14 protein-coding genes, 2 tRNA genes and 2 pseudogenes are annotated in these 19,478 nt (G+C 58.2%); 5 read left to right on the plus strand and 13 right to left on the minus strand.

Annotation, left to right across the window (positions count from 1 at the left end; translation table 11 throughout):
* Positions 1-40: 40 nt before the first annotated feature.
* Positions 41-487 (minus strand): azurin, encoded by a 447-nt coding sequence (gene azu / locus JQ848_RS20365; protein WP_003439051.1) that lies wholly within the window; start codon positions 485-487, stop codon positions 41-43.
* A 367-nt stretch (positions 488-854) separates the two neighbouring features.
* Here azu and JQ848_RS20370 point away from each other — a divergent pair, with 367 nt between their 5' ends.
* Positions 855-1,061: a hypothetical protein gene (locus tag JQ848_RS20370; RefSeq protein WP_003439050.1), complete on the plus strand. Its 207-nt coding sequence runs from the start codon at positions 855-857 to the stop codon at positions 1,059-1,061.
* Between the two features lie 268 nt (positions 1,062-1,329).
* Here JQ848_RS20370 and JQ848_RS20375 read toward each other — a convergent pair whose 3' ends face one another.
* The 8 genes from JQ848_RS20375 to rnr form a co-directional block, all read right to left on the minus strand.
* Entirely contained in the window at positions 1,330-3,636 is a 2,307-nt protein-coding gene (locus JQ848_RS20375; RefSeq protein WP_003439049.1) for a YgiQ family radical SAM protein, read from the minus strand.
* A gap of 200 nt (positions 3,637-3,836) precedes the next feature.
* Positions 3,837-5,231: a replicative DNA helicase gene (gene dnaB / locus JQ848_RS20380; RefSeq protein WP_003439048.1), complete on the minus strand. Its 1,395-nt coding sequence runs from the start codon at positions 5,229-5,231 to the stop codon at positions 3,837-3,839.
* 135 nt (positions 5,232-5,366) lie between these two features.
* A complete protein-coding gene (rplI, locus tag JQ848_RS20385; protein WP_003439047.1) occupies positions 5,367-5,813 on the minus strand; it encodes a 50S ribosomal protein L9 in 447 nt (148 codons plus the stop codon).
* Between the two features lie 19 nt (positions 5,814-5,832).
* Positions 5,833-6,729 carry a YybS family protein gene (locus JQ848_RS20390; protein ID WP_003439046.1) on the minus strand — a complete coding sequence of 299 codons (897 nt, stop codon included), beginning with the start codon at positions 6,727-6,729 and terminating at the stop codon, positions 5,833-5,835.
* A gap of 36 nt (positions 6,730-6,765) precedes the next feature.
* A complete protein-coding gene (rpsR, locus tag JQ848_RS20395) occupies positions 6,766-6,996 on the minus strand; it encodes a 30S ribosomal protein S18 (protein ID WP_003171373.1) in 231 nt (76 codons plus the stop codon).
* A gap of 28 nt (positions 6,997-7,024) precedes the next feature.
* Positions 7,025-7,450, minus strand: coding sequence for a 30S ribosomal protein S6 (gene rpsF, locus JQ848_RS20400; protein ID WP_003439045.1), 426 nt, complete (start codon positions 7,448-7,450; stop codon positions 7,025-7,027).
* Positions 7,451-7,756: 306 nt separating this feature from the next.
* Complete coding sequence (rlmB, locus tag JQ848_RS20405) at positions 7,757-8,524, minus strand: 23S rRNA (guanosine(2251)-2'-O)-methyltransferase RlmB (protein WP_003439044.1); 768 nt, start codon at positions 8,522-8,524, stop codon at positions 7,757-7,759.
* Positions 8,521-11,178, minus strand: a complete 2,658-nt coding sequence (rnr, locus tag JQ848_RS20410) for a ribonuclease R (protein WP_202211080.1) — start codon at positions 11,176-11,178, stop codon at positions 8,521-8,523. Before rnr ends, rlmB begins: the two co-directional genes overlap by 4 nt.
* A 227-nt stretch (positions 11,179-11,405) precedes the next feature.
* Between rnr and JQ848_RS20415 the strand changes: the two genes are divergently transcribed.
* The 4 genes from JQ848_RS20415 (at position 11,406) to JQ848_RS20430 (ending at position 14,539) form a co-directional block, all read left to right on the plus strand.
* Positions 11,406-11,492, plus strand: a tRNA-Leu gene (locus JQ848_RS20415).
* Between the two features lie 169 nt (positions 11,493-11,661).
* Positions 11,662-11,748, plus strand: a tRNA-Leu gene (locus tag JQ848_RS20420).
* A gap of 212 nt (positions 11,749-11,960) precedes the next feature.
* Positions 11,961-12,986, plus strand: coding sequence for an iron ABC transporter substrate-binding protein (locus JQ848_RS20425; protein WP_003439042.1), 1,026 nt, complete (start codon positions 11,961-11,963; stop codon positions 12,984-12,986).
* Entirely contained in the window at positions 12,986-14,539 is a 1,554-nt protein-coding gene (locus JQ848_RS20430; protein ID WP_202211081.1) for an ABC transporter permease, read from the plus strand. Before JQ848_RS20425 ends, JQ848_RS20430 begins: the two co-directional genes overlap by 1 nt.
* Positions 14,540-14,579: 40 nt before the next feature.
* On the opposite strand, the pseudogene JQ848_RS23025 reads toward JQ848_RS20430, so the two are convergent.
* From JQ848_RS23025 to JQ848_RS20445, 4 genes and pseudogenes are all read right to left on the minus strand, one after another.
* Positions 14,580-15,074, minus strand: a pseudogene (locus JQ848_RS23025) (methyl-accepting chemotaxis protein); the annotation flags it as partial.
* Positions 15,075-15,485: 411 nt separating this feature from the next.
* A pseudogene (locus JQ848_RS23030) lies at positions 15,486-16,229 on the minus strand (methyl-accepting chemotaxis protein); the annotation flags it as partial.
* A gap of 418 nt (positions 16,230-16,647) precedes the next feature.
* Positions 16,648-17,943: an adenylosuccinate synthase gene (locus tag JQ848_RS20440; protein WP_003439037.1), complete on the minus strand. Its 1,296-nt coding sequence runs from the start codon at positions 17,941-17,943 to the stop codon at positions 16,648-16,650.
* A 53-nt stretch (positions 17,944-17,996) separates the two neighbouring features.
* On the minus strand, positions 17,997-19,184 hold the full coding sequence (locus JQ848_RS20445) for an ATP phosphoribosyltransferase regulatory subunit (RefSeq protein WP_003439034.1): 1,188 nt from the start codon (positions 19,182-19,184) through the stop codon (positions 17,997-17,999).
* Positions 19,185-19,478 lie beyond the last annotated feature (294 nt).

Below are 19,478 nucleotides of genomic sequence, written 5' to 3' on the forward strand. Positions count from 1 at the left end.
GCACAAGGCGCGTCAGGGCTGTTGATTGGCAGGCCGGGGCTTATTTGAGGACCACGGCGCCTTTCATCATCGAGTTGTGGCCAGGGAATGTGCAGAAGAACTCGTACGATTCAGCCGGGTTCAATTTCGACACGTCGAAGGTCACCGAGTCTTTCTCACCGGCACCAATGATCTTGGTGTGGGCAATGATGCGGGTGTCACCGTCTTTCAGGTAGTTTTTATCCAGCCCGGCGGCCATGCCGTCAGTCGCTACACCTGCCATGTCTGCAGTTTTGCTCAACACCCAGTTATGACCCATGACGTTTTTCGGCAAGCTGCCGGAGTGCGTCAGGTTAACGGTGAAGGTCTTGCAGGACTTGTCGATGACGATCTCTTTGGTGTTGTAAGACATTTGGTCAGTCGAATCGACAGTCACAGCGCATTCAGCCGCCAGCAAATGGCCGCTGGCCAGGGTCAAAAGGGATACCGCAAGAACTTTGGCAAACATGGTGTATCTCCAAGGCAGGGTATGAAAAAAATCTGTATACAGATTGCCCGAAAATTGTCTCGATTCCAATGATCTGAATCATGGTCCTGGCATTGTTCGAAACAATTCGCCCACCAGAGGAACGCCGGGCTTATCACCTTAGGTCATCAACAGGGTATTCGGAGGAATAAGTGACGGGACTTTCCGCGCTGATCAGCCGCTGCTCTCAGCTTCGTTCAGAGATTTAATCCACAACCGGCTTTTTCGGCAGTGTAGAGTCGTGTTTTCAGCGCAAAATAGCGACTTGCTAAAACCCAGCTAACGGCTAAGCACTAATACAGGGCAGAATACGCGCCGCTCAACCCCTTCGACCCCCAGAGGATCGCCCATGGCCAAACCAAATTACAACTTCGCTAAGCGTCAAAGAGACTTGGCTAAAGAGCAGAAGAAAGAAGAAAAGCTTGCCCGCAAGAAAGCGGCTGCTGAGGAAGGTACTGTAGAGCTGGACCCGAATGCCGACGTTGACGTCGATGCAGAAGCTGAGGTTGTTGCTGAAAACACCGACGCCGTAGAACAAAAAGCACCCGACGCGTAATACCCTCGGCCCGGTTATCCACAACCCGGCCCACAGGATCTGTGATCAGGATCAGCAGCCCGGCTGTTGATCCTCGCAGTCCACCTGATTGCCTGTGCTGCATCCTCAGACGCTCCAGACCACCCGCCCTCGCATCCCTTGCACCAATCAGTCGATTCACGCCTGACGGGCTTGTGCGCGCGCAGAATGCACAACGCCAGCCCGAAGGCTGGCGTTGTGTTTGGCCAAAGCGCTTTTGCAGGAGCCGGCTAACCGGCTCCAACAGACGTTAGCGCGGTACCACCGGCTTACGGGTCGGCTTCTGGCTCTTGCCGCCCTTGGCCGCTTCATGGCGCTCTTTGGCAGCCTGCTTGTTACGGGCAAATGCAGCGGCCTTGGCCTGCTCGCGCTTGTCCCACGGGTTACCACCATCGCTGGCACGCGGCGGCAGGCCGGTGTGCTGGGTGAGGATCTTGGTGGTTTTTTCGCCGGCGACCTTGTGGCTGCCTGCAGGCGTCGAGTTTTTGCGACGGGCACTCTGGTAGCTGTCAGTGGCTGGCTGATGCAATGGAATCAGCTGGTCTTTACCCGAACCAATCAGGTCGGCACGGCCCATGCGGGTCAGGGCCTCACGCAGCATTGGCCAGCCCTTGGGGTCGTGGTAGCGCAAGAACGCCTTGTGCAGCCGACGCTGTTCTTCGCTCTTGACGATAACCACCGAGTCGCTTTTGTATGTGACCTTGCGCAGCGGGTTCTTGCCCGAGTGGTACATCGCGGTGGCAGTGGCCATCGGCGACGGGTAGAACGCCTGCACCTGGTCAGCACGGAAGCCATTGCCCTTGAGCCATAGCGCAAGGTTCATCATGTCTTCATCTTTGGTGCCGGGGTGAGCGGCGATGAAGTACGGGATCAGGTACTGCTCTTTGCCTGCTTCCTTGGTGTACTTCTCGAACATGCGCTTGAACTTGTCATAGCTGCCAATGCCCGGCTTCATCATCTGGTTGAGCGGACCTTCCTCGGTGTGTTCCGGGGCGATCTTCAGGTAACCACCTACGTGGTGCGTCACCAGCTCTTTAACGTATTCCGGCGACTCGACCGCGAGGTCGTAGCGCAGACCGGAAGCAATCAGGATTTTTTTCACCCCCGGCAAGGCACGGGCGCTGCGATACAGCTGAATCAACGACGAGTGGTCGGTGTTCAGGTTCGGGCAAATACCCGGAAACACGCAGGATGGCTTGCGGCACGCGGATTCGATTTCCGGCGTTTTGCAGGCGATGCGGTACATGTTCGCGGTCGGGCCACCGAGGTCGGAAATGACGCCGGTAAAGCCTGGCACCTTGTCACGGATCTCTTCGATTTCGCGAATGATCGACTCTTCGGAACGGTTCTGGATGATCCGGCCTTCGTGCTCGGTAATGGAGCAGAAGGTGCAGCCGCCAAAGCAGCCACGCATGATGTTCACCGAGAAGCGGATCATGTCGTAGGCCGGGATTTTTTCCTTGCCGTACGCAGGATGCGGAACACGTGCGTAAGGCATGCCAAACACGTAGTCCATTTCTTCGGTGGTCATAGGGATCGGCGGCGGGTTGAACCACACATCCACTTCGCCATGCTTCTGCACCAGCGCACGGGCGTTACCCGGGTTGGTTTCAAGGTGCAGCACGCGGTTGGCGTGGGCGTACAGAATCGAGTCGCCACGCACTTTCTCTACCGATGGCAGACGGATTACCGTCTTGTCACGGGTCATGCGCGGGCTGGCCAGAAGTTGCACGACCTTGGCTTCGTTCGGGTCTTCAACCGGACCTTTTTCCTGCTCGATGGCGCAGGCCTGGGTGTCCTGGGTGTTCACGTACGGGTTGATGATCTTGTCGATCTTGCCCGGACGGTCGATACGCGTGGAGTCGACTTCGTACCAGTCTTTGGGCGTATCGCGACGAATGAACGCGGTGCCGCGAACATCGGTAATGTCTTCGATCTTGTGGCCATACGACAAACGCTGGGCAACTTCGACAATGGCACGTTCGGCGTTGCCGTACAGCAGGATGTCAGCGCAGGCGTCGATCAGGATCGAGTTGCGCACGCGGTCCTGCCAGTAGTCGTAATGGGCGATACGGCGCAGAGATGCCTCGATGCCACCGAGTACGATCGGTACATTTTTATAGGCTTCCTTGCAGCGCTGGCTATACACCAGGCTCGCGCGATCCGGACGTTTGCCAGCCATGCCACCGGGGGTGTAGGCGTCATCGGAACGGATTTTTTTGTCGGCGGTGTAGCGGTTGATCATCGAGTCCATGTTGCCGGCCGCGACGCCAAAGAACAGGTTCGGCTCGCCCAGCTTCATGAAGTCGTCTTTGGACTGCCAGTTCGGCTGCGCAATGATGCCCACACGGAAGCCCTGGGACTCCAGCAAGCGACCGATGATGGCCATGCCGAACGACGGGTGGTCGACATAGGCATCACCGGTGACGATGATGATGTCGCATGAATCCCAGCCAAGCTGATCCATCTCCTCCCTGCTCATTGGCAGGAATGGCGCTGGACCGAAACATTCGGCCCAGTACTTGGGATAGTCAAATAGAGGCTTGGCTGATTGCATGTCGATGACCGGTGTTGAGTACAGAAAATTGGGCGCGTCATTTACGAAGAAATTCGCGGGCGCGGAATATAGCACAAAAAATGATCAATTCCGACGGTAATGGTCGGAATTGATTGGAGCCTGTGATTGCGATCCCTCACATGCCCGCCTTGCCGGCAATAACCTCGGCGTGATCGCCAGGGCAACCACGCAGCGGGCGGTTAATCGTCGTCGAAGTTGTAGCTGCCCGGCGCCAGGTTTTCGAAGCGCGTGTATTTGCCGATAAACGCCAGGCGCGTGGTACCGATAGGGCCGTTACGCTGCTTGCCGATGATGATTTCGGCAATGCCCTTGTGCTCGGTTTCGGGGTGATAAACCTCGTCCCGGTACACGAACATGATGACGTCGGCATCCTGCTCGATGGCTCCGGATTCACGCAAGTCAGAGTTGATCGGGCGCTTGTTGGGCCGCTGCTCAAGAGAACGGTTGAGCTGTGACAGCGCCACCACAGGGCAATTGAATTCTTTGGCCAGGGCTTTCAGGGAGCGGGAAATCTCGGAGATTTCGTTGGTGCGGTTGTCACCGCCCGAACCGGGGATCTGCATCAGTTGCAGGTAGTCGATCATGATCAGACCGATCTCACCGTGTTCACGTACCAGGCGCCGGGTACGGGCGCGCATTTCCGACGGGCTGATACCGGCCGTGTCATCGATGAACAGCTTGCGGTCGTTGAGCAGGTTGACCGCCGAGGTCAGGCGCGGCCAGTCATCGTCTTCCAGTCGACCGGCACGGACCTTGGTCTGGTCGATGCGCCCCAGAGACGACAGCATACGCATGATCAGCGATTCGCCTGGCATCTCGAGGGAGTACACCAGTACCGCTTTTTCGCTGCGCAATACCGCGTTTTCCACCAGGTTCATCGCAAAGGTGGTTTTACCCATCGATGGACGACCGGCCACGATGATCAGGTCAGACGGCTGCAAGCCACTGGTCATGCCATCGAGGTCGGTGTAGCCGGTGGACAGGCCGGTAATGGCGTTGTCGGTGTTGAACAGTGTATCGATCCGGTCGATGGCTTTGGTCAACAGATCATTGACGCTGACCGGGCCGCCGGTTTTTGGCCGGGCCTCGGCAATTGCAAAGATCTGCCGCTCGGCTTCGTCAAGAATCTCGGCGGCATTGCGCCCTTCAGGATTGAACGCGCTATCGGCGATTTCGGTGCTGATACCGATCAGCTGGCGCAGCGTGGCGCGCTCGCGAACGATCTGCGCATAGGCCTTGATGTTGGCGACCGACGGCGTGTTTTTTGCCAGTTCGCCCAGGTAGCCCAGGCCACCGACTTGCGACGTCTGACCTTCCTTGTCCAGTTGCTCGGCAAGGGTCACGACGTCAATCGGGGAGTTCTGGTCCGCCAGCTTGGCAATTGCGCGGAAGATCAGGCGATGGTCATGTCGATAGAAGTCGCCGTCCGAGACTTGATCCAGCACGCGTTCCCAGGCGTTGTTGTCCAGCATCAAACCACCGAGCACGGCCTGTTCGGCCTCGATGGAATGCGGCGGCACCTTCAGGGATGCGGTTTGCAGGTCGTATTGCTCAGGAGCGGAGATATCGTTCATGGCCACTTGGTTAATTTGTAAAAGCTGGGGGTTTTAAAATCAGGAACAGCAGAAAGACAAAGGGCACGACCTGTAAACAGGATCGTGCCCGATGTTAACCGCCTGACACACAAGGTGCCAGTCAGTTAAGACTGCTTAAGCAGCTACCACAACAACGCGTACGGTTGCTTCAACTTCGGCGTGCAAGTGCACAGCCACGTCGAATTCGCCAACGTTGCGGATAGTGCCGTTCGGCAGACGAACTTCGCTTTTAGCAACTTCAACGCCAGAGGCGGTCAGTGCATCAGCGATGTCGTGGGTGCCGATCGAACCGAACAGCTTGCCTTCGTCGCCAGCGGTGGCAGTGATAGTCACTTCCAGCTCAGCCAGTTGGGCAGCGCGTGTTTCAGCCGAAGCTTTCTTGTCTGCTGCTGCTTGTTCCAGCTCAGCACGACGCTCTTCAAACGCAGCCAGGTTGGCAGCGGTTGCAGCGGTAGCTTTGCCGTACGGCAGCAGGTAGTTACGACCGTAACCGGCCTTAACATTTACTTTGTCGCCCAGGTTGCCCAGGTTCGCGACTTTTTCCAGAAGGATCAGTTGCATGTGAAAATCCTCTTAACTTTTAACCTTCACCGTCCGCAGAGTCTTTATCAGCGTCTTTCGGCGCCAGACGTCCACGGAAATCAATCAGGCTGTCGACAATGGCCAAGACCACGAGCAACGGATAGATCAGCTGCATAAACAGCAACAGCGTGACGTACAACCCCACCAGCCAAAACTTGGCCAGTCGCTTTTGCGCCACCAGCCCATGGATCAGGGCCAGCCCGGCGAAGAACAACGCTACGCTGCACAACGGCGTAAGCATGGCCATTTGAGGACCGAAGTTCGGTCCTACAAGCATGCACGCCAGCAACAGTAACGCTGGACCCAGCGGTAGGCGGATGCTGCGAAATTCGCTGGCAAAACCGCCCGGGTTGTACAACAACGCCTGCCAGTAACGCCCGATAATCAGGCTAAGCAAGCTGACGACCTGCATCAAAGCTGCAATCAAACCGGTAAGAACAGGGGCAATCAATGCTCCTAGGCGCGCTCGCTCTACGTCAGATAACTTGTCGTAGAGACCATTGAGGACCTGCGGCAGAAGTTTTTCCAACTCCTGCGCCATCGCACCAATGGGTTCGCGGAAAACCGTACCCAGGATCACGCCATACACTACACCCAACGCCACGCTGACCAGCAGCACGCGATGCCAGGGCTGACCGGCGCGTAACATCATCGCCAATCCCAGAGATCCCAGCAGCACCATCAAGGTGCGAGGTTCTCCGATAAACCACCAGACCAAGGCCGGCAGTAGAGCCCATGAGAGAATGCTCAAGGCATCTCTCGGACCGCGCCGCAGGAGCACAAGGCAACCCGCAGCAGCACTCAACCAGAACAAAAACGGCAATGCCGCACATCCGGCCACGATTAACGCGGCCTGCACACGGCCTCGCATGATGAACTCAGCTAAGGCGCGCATGCTTTCAATCCTTTACTACTTGTCGACTGCCCGGTCTCAGCGGCCGTGGCTGTCGGTGTAGGCCAGCAGGGCCAGGAAGCGGGCGCGCTTGATAGCGGTGGCCAGCTGACGCTGATAACGAGCTTTAGTACCGGTGATACGGCTTGGAACAATTTTGCCGGTTTCGGATACGTAAGCTTTCAGAGTGTTGAGATCCTTGTAATCGATCTCTTTCACTTCTTCTGCGGTGAAGCGGCAGAATTTACGACGACGGAAGAAACGTGCCATGTAATTGGCTCCTCAAAAGGTCCGTGGATTACTCGTCAGCGTTATCGCTGGCGTCGCTGTTATCGCTGTCATCGCCATCGGCGCTGTCAGAATGCTCAGGACGGTCACGACGCTCACGGCGCTCACTGCGGTTCTCTTCAGCCTTGAGCATCTCGGACTGGCCAGTTACGGCTTCGTCGCGACGGATGACCAGGTTACGGATCACAGCATCGTTGTAACGGAAGTTGTCTTCCAGCTCAGCCAGGGCTTTGCCAGTGCATTCAACGTTCAGCATCACGTAGTGAGCCTTGTGAACATTGTTGATTGCGTAGGCCAGTTGACGACGGCCCCAATCTTCCAGACGGTGGATTTTGCCGCCGTCTTCTTCGATCAGCTTGGTGTAACGCTCTACCATGCCGCCGACTTGTTCGCTTTGATCCGGGTGGACCAAAAAGATGATTTCGTAATGACGCATGAATGCTCCTTACGGGTTGTAGCCTGCCGCTAACTAAAAAGCGGTCAGACAAGGAGTGAATGACACTTGTGTGTCTTGCCTAGAGAGGCACATATGCGCCCGCCATGACGGCAAGGGGCGCAATTGTAGAGAAGGGACAAGAGAGGTGCAAGGCAATTGGTGATTATTTGAACAATCTAGACCTTCACCCACCACAAGCGACTGTGGGAGCCTGCTTGCTGGCGATGATTACAACGCGATGGGTCTGACAGACCGCGCTGATGCCATCGCCGGCAAGCCGGCTCCCACAGTGATGTAGCGTGCTGCTTACTTCTTCTTCGAAGAAGTCTTGGCCTTGACGCTGCGCTGGCGCAGGGCTTCGAACAGGCAAACCCCCGTCGCTACCGATACGTTCAGGCTGCTGACGCTACCGGCCATCGGCAGGCGCACCAGGTAATCGCAGTGCTCGCGAGTCAGGCGGCGCATGCCTTTGCCTTCCGCACCCATGATCAGGATGGTCGGGCCAGTCATGTCCTGGTCGTACAGTTCCTGCTCGGCTTCGCCAGCAGTACCCACGATCCACAGTCCGCGCTGTTGAAGCTTTTTCAGCGTGGCCGCAAGGTTGGTAACCGCAACCAACGGAATCACTTCCGCCGCGCCGCAGGCTACTTTTCGTACAGTCGGGGTCAAGGTTGCAGACTTGTCTTTAGGTACGATGACGGCCAGAGCACCCGCCGCATCCGCCGTGCGCAAACAGGCACCCAGGTTGTGCGGATCAGTCACGCCGTCCAGCACCAGAATCAGCGGAGCACCTTCGGTACGATCCAGCAATTCGTTGAGCATGGCCTCGCCCCACACCTGGCTCGGGCTTACATCAGCCACAACACCCTGGTGCACGCCTTCAACCCAAACGTCCATCTCGCGACGTTCAGCGTTGCCGACATCGATCCGGTTTTCAGCGGCCAGCGCGATCAGGGTCTGAACCCGCGGATCGTTGCGGCTTTCAGCCAGCCACACTTGCTTGACGCGTTTCGGGTGGTGACGAAGCAACGCTTCTACAGCGTGAATACCGTAGATTTTTTCCAACTGGCTCATGACTTGACCTTAGGTTTACGCGCCCCACCACTTTTGGTGGCAGGAGCGGTGCCCGATTTTGGCGGGCCTTTACGATGTTTGCTCGGCTTGGAAGGCTTGCCTGCGTCTTTAGCAGGTGCCCCCCTACCCGACTTTCCCGACTCAACTGCACGACCGCCGTTTTTCGCGTCGGCCAGCAGCGCCTGTTTCAATTCACGACTTTTGCGCAGCTCGGCATTTTTGGCCGCAGCATCGCCAGGACGATAGGTCTCGTCGGATTTCTTGGCAGTTTTGGGCGCGCTACGACGAGCGGCCGGAGCCGGTTCGACGGGCTTCTCTGTGGCTTTGGTGCCGGATTTCCCAGCATTTTTGCCAGCAGGTGCGTCAGTACCACGATTTTTACGACCAATCGGCGCGCTGAGGGTTTTCTCAGCCATTTCGAAGTCGATTTTGCGTTCGTCGAGATCGACGCGCATTACTCGAACTTCAACGGTGTCGCCCAGACGGAAGCTGCGACCGGTGCGCTCGCCCGCCAGGCGGTGATGCACAGGATCGAAGTGGTAGTAGTCACCCGGCAAGGCGGTCACGTGGACCAGACCCTCTACATAAATGTCGGTCAGTTCGACAAACAGGCCAAAGCCCGTTACTGCCGTCACTACACCCGGGAACGACTCGCCAACACGATCCTTCATGAACTCGCACTTGAGCCAGTTGGTCACGTCACGCGTGGCTTCGTCGGCACGGCGCTCGCTCATCGAGCATTGTTCGCCGAGCTGTTCTAGGATCGCTTCGTCGTACGGATAGATACGCGCTTTCGGAATCGTCATCGCGCCGGCACGACGAACGTGCGGGGTATCCATTTTGGAATGGATAACGCTGCGAATCGCCCGGTGCGTGAGCAAGTCCGGGTAGCGACGAATCGGCGAAGTGAAGTGGGTATAGGCTTCATAATTCAGGCCGAAGTGGCCCTGGTTATCAGCGCTGTACACCGCCTGGCTCAACGAACGCAGCATCACGGTCTGGATCAGGTGGAAATCCGGACGATCCTTGATGCTGGCCAGCAACGCCTGGTAATCCTTCGGCGACGGGCCGTCCTTGCCTTTGTGCAGGCTCAGACCCAGCTCACCGAGGAATGCACGGAGTTTTTCCAGACGCTCAGGTGGCGGACCATCGTGAACGCGATACAGAGCTGGAATTTCGTGCTTTTTGAGGAACTCGGCGGTGGCCACGTTTGCCGCCAGCATGCATTCTTCGATCAGCTTGTGCGCGTCATTACGGGTGGTCGGGCGAATCTCGGCAATTTTGCGCTCGGAGCCGAAGATAATCCGGGTTTCCTGGGTTTCAAAATCAATCGCACCACGCACATGACGAGCGGCCAGCAGCACTTTATACAGCGAGTAAAGCTGCTTGAGGTGCGGCACTACATCAGCGTATTCGCTGCGCAGTTGCTTGGCTTCGCTGGTTTTCGGCTGTTCCAGAATGGTGCTGACCTTGTTGTAGGTCAGGCGTGCCTGGGAGTGAATCACCGCCTCGTAGAACTTGTAGTCGGTCATTTCGCCGGATTTGGAGATGGTCATCTCGCAAACCATCGCCAAACGGTCAACTTTCGGGTTCAGGGAGCACAGACCGTTGGACAGCTGCTCAGGCAGCATCGGAATCACGCGCTCAGGGAAGTACACCGAGTTGCCACGAACCTGAGACTCGGCATCCAGTGCCGAACCGATTTTCACGTAGCTGGATACGTCGGCAATGGCCACGTACAAGGTCCAGCCACCCGAGAACAGGCGCAGCTTGCCAGGCCTGGCTTCGCAGTAAACAGCGTCATCGAAGTCACGGGCATCTTCGCCGTCAATGGTGACGAACGGCAGATGGCGCAGATCGATGCGCTTCTCTTTGTCTTTCTCTTCGACTTCAGGCTTGAGCTTGGCGGCTTCTTTAAGCACCGCTTCCGGCCAGACGTGAGGAATGTCGTAGGTGCGCAGGGCAATGTCGATTTCCATGCCGGGCGCCATGTAGTTGCCCACCACTTCAAGCACATCACCTTGCGGCTGGAAGCGCGGCGTCGGCCAGTGGGTAATCTTCACTTCGACAAACTGACCCACCTTGGCGCCTGCATTGCGACCCGGGGTAACCAGCACTTCTTGCTGGATCTTCGGATTGTCGGCAACTACAAAGCCAATGCCGCCTTCTTCGAAGTAACGACCCACGATGGTTTCGTGAGCACGCGAAACCACTTCGACGATTACGCCTTCACGACGACCACGGCGATCCAGCCCCGAAACACGGGCCAGCGCACGGTCGCCATCGAACACCAGGCGCATTTGCGACGGGCTCATGAACAGGTCGTCACTGCCATCATCGGGGATCAGAAAGCCGAAGCCATCGCGATGGCCACTGATGCGGCCGAGAATCAGGTCGAGCTTGTCCACCGGCGCATAAGTGCCACGGCGGGTATAAATGAGCTGGGCATCACGCTCCATCGCACGCAGGCGACGACGCAAGGCCTCGATTTGGTCTTCTGTAGTCAGACCGAACTCTTCTACCAACTGCTCGCGAGCAGCCGGCGAACCACGCTCGGCCAGATGCTGAAGGATCAGCTCGCGGCTAGGGATAGGGTTTTCGTATTTTTCCGCTTCACGTGCGGCCTCGGGATCGAGGGTCTGCCAATCGGCCATTAGATAGTTTTCACCTTGTCTATATGCGGGTTAGTTTGGCATACGCGTATTGAAACGGGAAATTTCGGACTCATACAGAGCCGTAATAGCCCGTTCTGGCACACATTCATGTCGCGGACTAACCGTTCGCGAATTTTTTTCACTATTTTTATGCACAACGCTTTACAGGTCAAAGGGTCGTCCGTATAGTGCGCGCCATCGACAACGGCAACAGCGTTGAAGATGATGCCCAGATGGTGAAATTGGTAGACACGCCAGCTTCAGGTGCTGGTGACCGCAAGGTCGTGGAAGTTCGAGTCTTCTTCTGGGCACCAATTCAGAGATGCAGATTAGTACAATCTGCAGACTCACACAAAAACCCGCGAAAGCGGGTTTTTGCATTCTAAGCCGCTGATTTATTAAAACTAAATAAAACAGGGCTTTACAGAATTAAAAGCGCTCCGTATAGTGCGCCACATCAACAGCGGCAACGTTGCTGATAATGCCCAGATGGTGAAATTGGTAGACACGCCAGCTTCAGGTGCTGGTGACCGCAAGGTCGTGGAAGTTCGAGTCTTCTTCTGGGCACCAATTCAAGCTTCAAGTGTTTTCACTGAAAACATTCGAAGCCTCACAAAAACCCGCGAAAGCGGGTTTTTGCGTTTCTGTGGCTGGCAATCGCCTCCCACCCTGCACTTGCCCCCTCTCCTACGACCATCGCCCTATCCTTGTGGCGCACTTGAGAAGCAATATCGTTTATTATTGTTACAAGTTTTGTAGTACCCAAGCGAGGAACCCAGCGAATGATGCTCCGAAATACCCAGCTTGCAACATTTCTACTGCGTAGTTTGTCCATCGCAACTCTTGGTCTGACTCTGATCACTCCCGCCGCTCACGCTGCCGATCCTGTAACCCTGACCCTGTATAACGGCCAGCACAAAGAAGTCGGCGACAACCTCGCCGCTGCCTTTGAAGCCAAGACCGGCATTCACGTCAATGTGCGCAAAGGTAGCAGCAACCAGCTGGCCAGCCAGATCGTCGAAGAAGGCGATCGCTCGCCTGCCGACGTGTTCTACGCCGAGGAGTCGCCGCCACTGAACAGTCTTGGCGAACAGGGCTTCCTGGCCAAGGTCGACGACAGCACCTTGCAAGTACTGCCCAAGGAATACGTGGCCGCCAACGATACCTGGATCGGCGTGACTGCACGCACCCGCGTCGTGGCGTTCAACCCGGACAAGGTCAAGGAAGAAGAACTGCCCAAGTCAGTTCTGGATTTCGCCGGCCCCGAATGGCAGGGCAAGATCGGTTTTGTACCCACCAGCGGCGCATTCCAGGAACAGGCTGTGGCCATCATCAAACTGCATGGCCGCGAAGCTGCAGAAGAATGGCTGACCGGTCTGCGCGCCTTCGGCAAGACCTACACCAACAACATGGTTGCCCTCAAAGCGGTCGAGAATGGTGAAGTGGCCGCCGTACTGGTCAACAATTACTACTGGTTCGCCTTGCAGCGCGAGAAAGGCAAGCTGAACTCCAAACTGCACTACTTCACCGATGGCGATGCGGGCGGCCTGATCACCGTATCCAGCGCCGGCGTTTTGAAGGCCAGCAAACACCCCAAAGAAGCCCAGCAACTCCTGGCTTACATGGCCAGCGAAGAAGGTCAGCGGGTGATCACCAACACCACCGCTGAATACCCGATGCGCAAAGGCATGGTGTCGGAACGCGGCCTCAAGCCGTTCGATGAACTGCAACCGCCAAAAATCACCCCGGCCGACCTTGGCAACGCTGATGAAGCGCTGGAGCTTGAACAAGATGTAGGCCTGCTCTGATGCTGTCTGCCGCCCAACCTGCACGCTTTAACGTGAAACGCAAAAAGGCCTCTGTCTGGCTGTTATTACCGGTGCTGTTACTGGTGGGCCTGAGCCTGTTGCCGCTGCTGTATGTCGGCACCAAGGCCTGGCAGGCCGGATGGGCACAAGCGGTGCACTTGTTGTGGCGGCCCTTCGTATTTGACCTGATGCGCAACACGCTGCTGTTGATGGTTGGTGTAACGGTAACCTGCGCCCTGATCGGTTTGTCGCTGGCCTGGTTACTGGAGCGCAGCAGCTTGCCGGGGCGGCGCCTCTGGGGCGTGATCCTGTGCCTGCCGTTTGCCGTACCTGCATTCGTCAGCAGCTTCACCTGGGTATCGCTCAGCTCCAGCTTCGAGGGCCTGGGCGGCGCCATCCTGGTGATGAGCCTGTCCAAATATCCGCTGATCTTCCTGCCGGTCGCGGCCACGCTGCGCAATCTCGATCCGGCACTTGAAGAGTCGGCCCGCACCCTGGGCCAGAATCGCTGGGGGGTGTTTTTCAAAATCACCCTGCCGCTGCTCTGGCCTTCGTTGCTGGCGGGCTCGCTGCTGATTGCCCTGCACATGCTGGTGGAATTCGGCGCGCTGTCGATCATCGGCCTGCAGACCTTCACCACCGCCATCTACCAACAATTCGAGCTGTCGTTCAGCAACGCCAATGCGGCCATGCTTTCGGCGGTACTGCTGGTGATGTGCTTGAGCCTGCTGTGGCTGGAACTGAAAGTGCGCGGCAAAGGCCGGCACATTCGGATCGGCCAGGGTGCGGCACGGCGCGCCGAGCAGGTGCAACTGGGCAAGTGGTCATTTTTTGGCCAGCTGTATTGCCTGACACTGGCCATCATTGGCAGCGGGATTCCGCTGGGCATGCTGGTGTACTGGCTGGTCAAAGGCAGCTCGGCGGCATTCCCGATGGCAGCCATTGGCGAGGCGCTGTTCGCCTCCCTGTCACTGGCGCTAGGCGGTGCTGCACTGTGCCTGGTACTGGCAGTACCTGTCGGCCTGCTGGTGGTGCGCTACAAAGGCCAACTGGCGATCTGGGCCGAGCGCCTGCCGTATCTGCTGCATGCACTGCCCGGCCTGGTGATCGCCCTGGCGCTGGTGTACTTCTCGCTGCATTACGTGCCTGCGCTGTACCAGACCTCGGCCCTGCTGCTGATCGCCTATGCCTTGCTGTTTTTGCCTCTGGCGCAGGCGCCGATTCGCACGGCGCTGAACAAGGCAGCTCCGCAGCTCGAAGAAGCAGCACGCACCTTGGGCGCATCGTCGTTTTCGGCGTTTTGCCGGGTGACATTGCCAATCATTTTCCCGGCACTGGGGGCGGCATTTGCCCTGGTGTTCCTGGACGCCATGAAAGAACTGACCGCCACGCTACTGCTGAGCCCCACCGGACTCAATACATTGGCAACACAGGTCTGGGCTCACACCTCGAACATCGAGTTCGCGGCGGCGGCACCCTATGCGGCTCTGTTGATAGTGGTCTCGGGACTGCCGGTGTACCTGCTGACCACCAAGATGTACCTGAGCCGCTAACAACCCGCCGGGTAACTCGCTCCTGCAGGTTGCTCGCGGCCTATGCCCTGAACTGCCCCAGGCTCGCTTTCAGCTGCGCCGCCAGGCCATCCAGCACCTGCCCGCTGGCGGTCGTTTCGTTGACCGCCTGCGCCGCACGCTCGGCCTGGGCATGGATCACCTCAACCCGCCCACGTACCGCATGCGCGCCCCGGGCCTGATGCTCAGCAGCTTTGGTGGCGTCACCAATCGCGGCGTGCACCTGCTCAACAGAAGCCTGCACGGTTTTTTGCAACTGCACGCTGCCACGCAGTACTGCCAACCCCTCATTGGCTTGACGCCCTGCCAGCCCGATCGCCGCCACCGCCTCCTTGGCACCCTGCTGCAAGGCCACGATATGGGCCTGGATATCACCGGTGGAGCTTTGCGTCTTGCTGGCCAGCGCCCGCACTTCATCCGCCACCACGGCAAAGCCGCGGCCCGTCTCCCCTGCCCGCGCAGCCTCAATAGCCGCATTGAGGGCCAGAAGATTGGTCTGCTCGGCAATGCCGTGAATGACCGTCAGCACCACTTCGATTTGCTCACTTTGCTGTGCCAGGCGCTCGATGACCCTGGCTCCAGCGCCGACCTGCCCGGCCAGCGCCTCGATCAGGCCGCCCACTTGCGCCGAGGTGCGGGTATTTTCATCGGTCGCCTGACGAATATCCTGCACCTGCTTGAGCGCCGCCTGCATCGCCTGACTTTCAGACTGCGCCGCATCGGCCATGGTCGACAGTGCCTCCAGGCTCTGCGCCACCTCATCGCGCTGCAACTGGGCCGCAGCATTGGCCCCGGCATTGCGCTCCGTCATGGCCCCAATTTCGACCCCGGTACGCTGCGCCACATCCCCCGCCTCCCGCACAATTGGCTGCAACTTGTCGATAAAGCGGTTCACCGCCGCCGCCATATCGCCAATCTCATCCTTGCTGTCCAGGCCCACGCGCTTGGTCAGATCACCCTCGCCTGCGGCCAGATCATTCAACGCGGCAATCATCAGCAGCAGCTTGTTGACCACCCGCCGCCCCAGCACCACCGCCAGCAACAGCAAGACACCCAGACCGACAATCGCCAATCCCATACCAATGCGCCAGCGCAAGGTGTCAGCCGCATCACGGACAGTCTGTGCGGTATTGGCCTGCATCTGTGCCGCCGCTGCCTGAGCCGACTCCAGACGCGCCCCCAGGGCTGCCGAGCTGTCGTTGGCGGCGCCCTGCAGGCTTTCATCCACCAGATGCTCACTGTTGACTATCAGTTGCGCAAAACGCTTATCGAGAGCCGCCAGGTCCTTCTCGACCGAGGCCGTGGAAACCCCCATCAACACCTTGCCAATCTCCACGCCATTGGGGCTGATGGGGGCTTCGAGGTAATACACCGCCGGATCGTGCCGCGCTGCGTCCAGCACTTTATCCAGCGCCCGCTCTCCCTTGCCCTTCTCCAAAAGGGCTTTGTTGATCGGGTTTTCACGATTGAGGTAGCGCGTCAGATGTTGCCCGGCAACGTCGTCATAGACCACGAACAGCACATTGGGATTGCGCTGGGCGCGCCGGGCGAACTCGGACAGCGTGGGCACGTCATTATCCCAGATGGCCCGCGGCGCCACAGCCGCTAACAGTTGCGCCATATCATTGGCCGAATCCATCAGATTCTTTTCCAGTGCATTGCGCAATTGCATCTGCTCTTCTTTCAAACGCGGCGCCAGCCCGGCCGTCAGACGCTCACGGGTGCTGGCAGACAGCCCTTCAAGGCTGCTCTTGACCTCTCGTCCGGCCTGCTCCAGCTCAGCCGAAAGCTTTTGACTGTCCGCCCCCAGCCCCGCATCCAGATCAGACTCCAGTGCCGTCACTGTGCTCCGGGTCAGTGCAACAGCCACCAGCACCTGCACCAAAAGTGCGATACCAAGGGTAACGAATACAGGTCGCAGCAGACGACTTCGTAACAGTGAGAGAACGGCAGACACAGGAAACCCCTCCACAGCGGTGCCATTATATTGATGGCACCTTAATGGCAACTCTCACAGCAAGGGTCGTGCCGCATGGCAGGCAGAAACAACAAAGGGCCCCGAAGGGCCCTTTGCTTTACATCAAAACGTCTTAAGCGAACGGGTGACGCAGAACGATAGTCTCGTTGCGATCCGGGCCAGTCGAAATGATGTCGATCGGAGCGCCGATCAGCTCTTCTACGCGCTTGATGTAAGCACGCGCAGCAGCAGGCAGCTCTTCCAGGGTTTTGGCACCCACGGTCGACTCGGTCCAGCCCGGTACAGCTTCGTAAACCGGCTGCAGACCTTCGTAGCTGTCAGCATCGGTCGGCGCATCAACCAGCACATTGCCGTTTGCATCTTTGTAGCCGACGCAAATGTTGATGGTTTCCAGACCGTCGAGTACGTCCAGCTTGGTCAGGCAGATGCCCGAGATGCTGTTCACATCGATAGCGCGACGCAGGATAACGGCGTCGAACCAGCCACAACGACGGGCACGGCCGGTGGTTGCACCGAACTCGTGACCCTGCTTGGCCAGGTGAGCGCCCACTTCGTCGAACAGCTCGGTCGGGAATGGACCCGAACCAACGCGAGTGGTGTAAGCCTTGGTGATGCCCAGGATGTAATCCAGGAACATCGGGCCAACGCCCGAACCGGTGGCAACACCGCCAGCGGTAGTATTGGAGCTGGTCACGTACGGGTAGGTACCGTGGTCGATGTCCAGCAACGAGCCCTGAGCGCCTTCGAACATGATGTCTTTGCCAGCGCGGCGCAGGCCGTGCAGCTCGGCAGTCACGTCCAGCATCAGCGGCTTGAGCAGCTCGGCGTATTCCTTGCACTCGGCCAGGGTCTTGTCGAAGTCGATGGCGGCTTCTTTGTAGTAACCCACCAGCATGAAGTTGTGGTATTCCACCAATTCACGCAGCTTGGCTTCAAAGCGCGGCATGTTGAGCAGATCGCCCACACGCAGGCCACGACGAGCAACCTTGTCTTCGTATGCCGGGCCAATGCCGCGACCGGTAGTACCGATCTTCAGCTCGCCACGGGCCTTTTCACGAGCCTGGTCCAGCGCTACGTGGAACGACAGGATCAGCGGGCAGGACGGGCTGATACGCAGGCGCTCGCGCACCGGTACGCCTTTCTCTTCCAGCTTGATGATTTCACGCAACAGGGCGTCGGGAGCAACCACCACACCGTTGCCGATCAGGCACTGCACGCCTTCGCGCAATACGCCCGACGGGATCAGGTGCAGAACGGTTTTTTCACCGTCGATTACCAAGGTGTGGCCAGCATTGTGGCCACCCTGGTAGCGCACTACAGCGGCAGCATGTTCGGTCAGCAGATCAACGATCTTGCCTTTGCCCTCATCACCCCATTGGGTGCCCAGGACTACGACATTCTTACCCATAACACTTGTCCTCTTCGCGCAAACTTGGTGCCGGCAGCCGCCGGCAGGAAAACTCAAGAAGCCAGCGGCACTACTTGCCACAAGCCGTTCTGCTGAATCAATTGGCGGTCGCAGTCCGCCTCACTGGCGGCAGCCTGTGACTGCCCAGGCAACGCCTGAACCACACGCTGACCTTCACTGCGAAGCTGGCAAACCTGCTGCCAGAGTGCCGCATCCGTACTGTCAGGCATCCAGATACCGCCAGACGGTAGCTCGACTTCAGCACGCCCCAGGGTGACCAGGGTTTTCAAATCAGTCGAAAAACCGGTCGCCGGACGGGCACGCCCGAAAACAGCACCGATATCGTCATAACGACCGCCCTGGGCGATGGAATCCCCAACGCCCGGAACAAATACCGCAAAGACCACACCTGTGTGGTAGTGATACCCACGCAACTCACCCAGGTCAAAATACAGCGGCAGCTGCGGGAAACGCACAGACAACCGCTCGGCAATCGCCAGCAAATCGTCCAGAGCAGCCAGAACCGGGGCCGGAGCCCGGGCCAGACGCTCGCGCGCAGCAACCAGCACCTCACGGCCGCCGCACAAACCAACCAATGCCTGCAGCATGCCTGCCAAATCAGCCGGCAAACCTTCGGTCAAGGCCGTTACTTCGTCGATCGCCTTGCGTTGCAGAGCGTCGAACAATTGTTGTTCCACTTCAACCGACAGGTTGGCCGCACGGGCCAGACCGCGGTAAATGCCAACGTGACCCAGGTCCATATGGACATCCGGCACATCGGCCAATTGCAACATGGCCAGCATCAAGCTGATGACTTCCACGTCGCTGCTCGGGCTGGCATCGCCATACAACTCGGCACCCAGCTGGATCGGGCTGCGCGAGGATGACAACCCGCGCGGCTGAGCATGCAGCACGCTGCCGGCGTAGCACAGACGGCTCGGGCCTTCACGACGCAAGGTATGCGCATCGATGCGCGCCACTTGCGGAGTGATGTCGGCACGAAAACCCATCTGGCGACCCGTCTGCGGGTCAATAACCTTAAAGGTCCGCAAATCGAGATCCTGGCCAGCCCCTGTCAGCAAGGACTCCAGGTATTCGATATGCGGGGTGACGACGAACTCATAGCCCCAGCCCTGGAACAGATCCAACACCTGACGGCGCGCCACTTCAATGCGGGCTGCCTCAGGTGGAAGTACTTCTTCGATGCCATCTGGCAGAAGCCAGCGGTCTACCGTTGCCATTACGCCATTCCCCTATGATCCGGGCGGCCAGCCAGCAGGCAAGCCTTGAGTAAAGCAGAACGTGGCTGCGTCTTGAACGCGCACAGCAAAAAAGCCCAAAGTGACAGGCTTGCACATCCCTCGAAAAATCTGCCGACGTTGTAACAGTCGGTCAATCAAACATGCAGACGCAAAAAAGCCGGGAATTTCCCGGCTGCCGCATCATACACACGTTTTCTAAAAGGATCACCCCGCCAGGCAATTTGCCCGCCAGGCGGAGTGAATGCATGCGCCAGTTACTCATGTGCAGGAGCG

It is taken from the genome of Pseudomonas paraversuta (assembly GCF_904067025.1).
Classification (GTDB): Bacteria; Pseudomonadota; Gammaproteobacteria; order Pseudomonadales; family Pseudomonadaceae; genus Aquipseudomonas; species Aquipseudomonas paraversuta.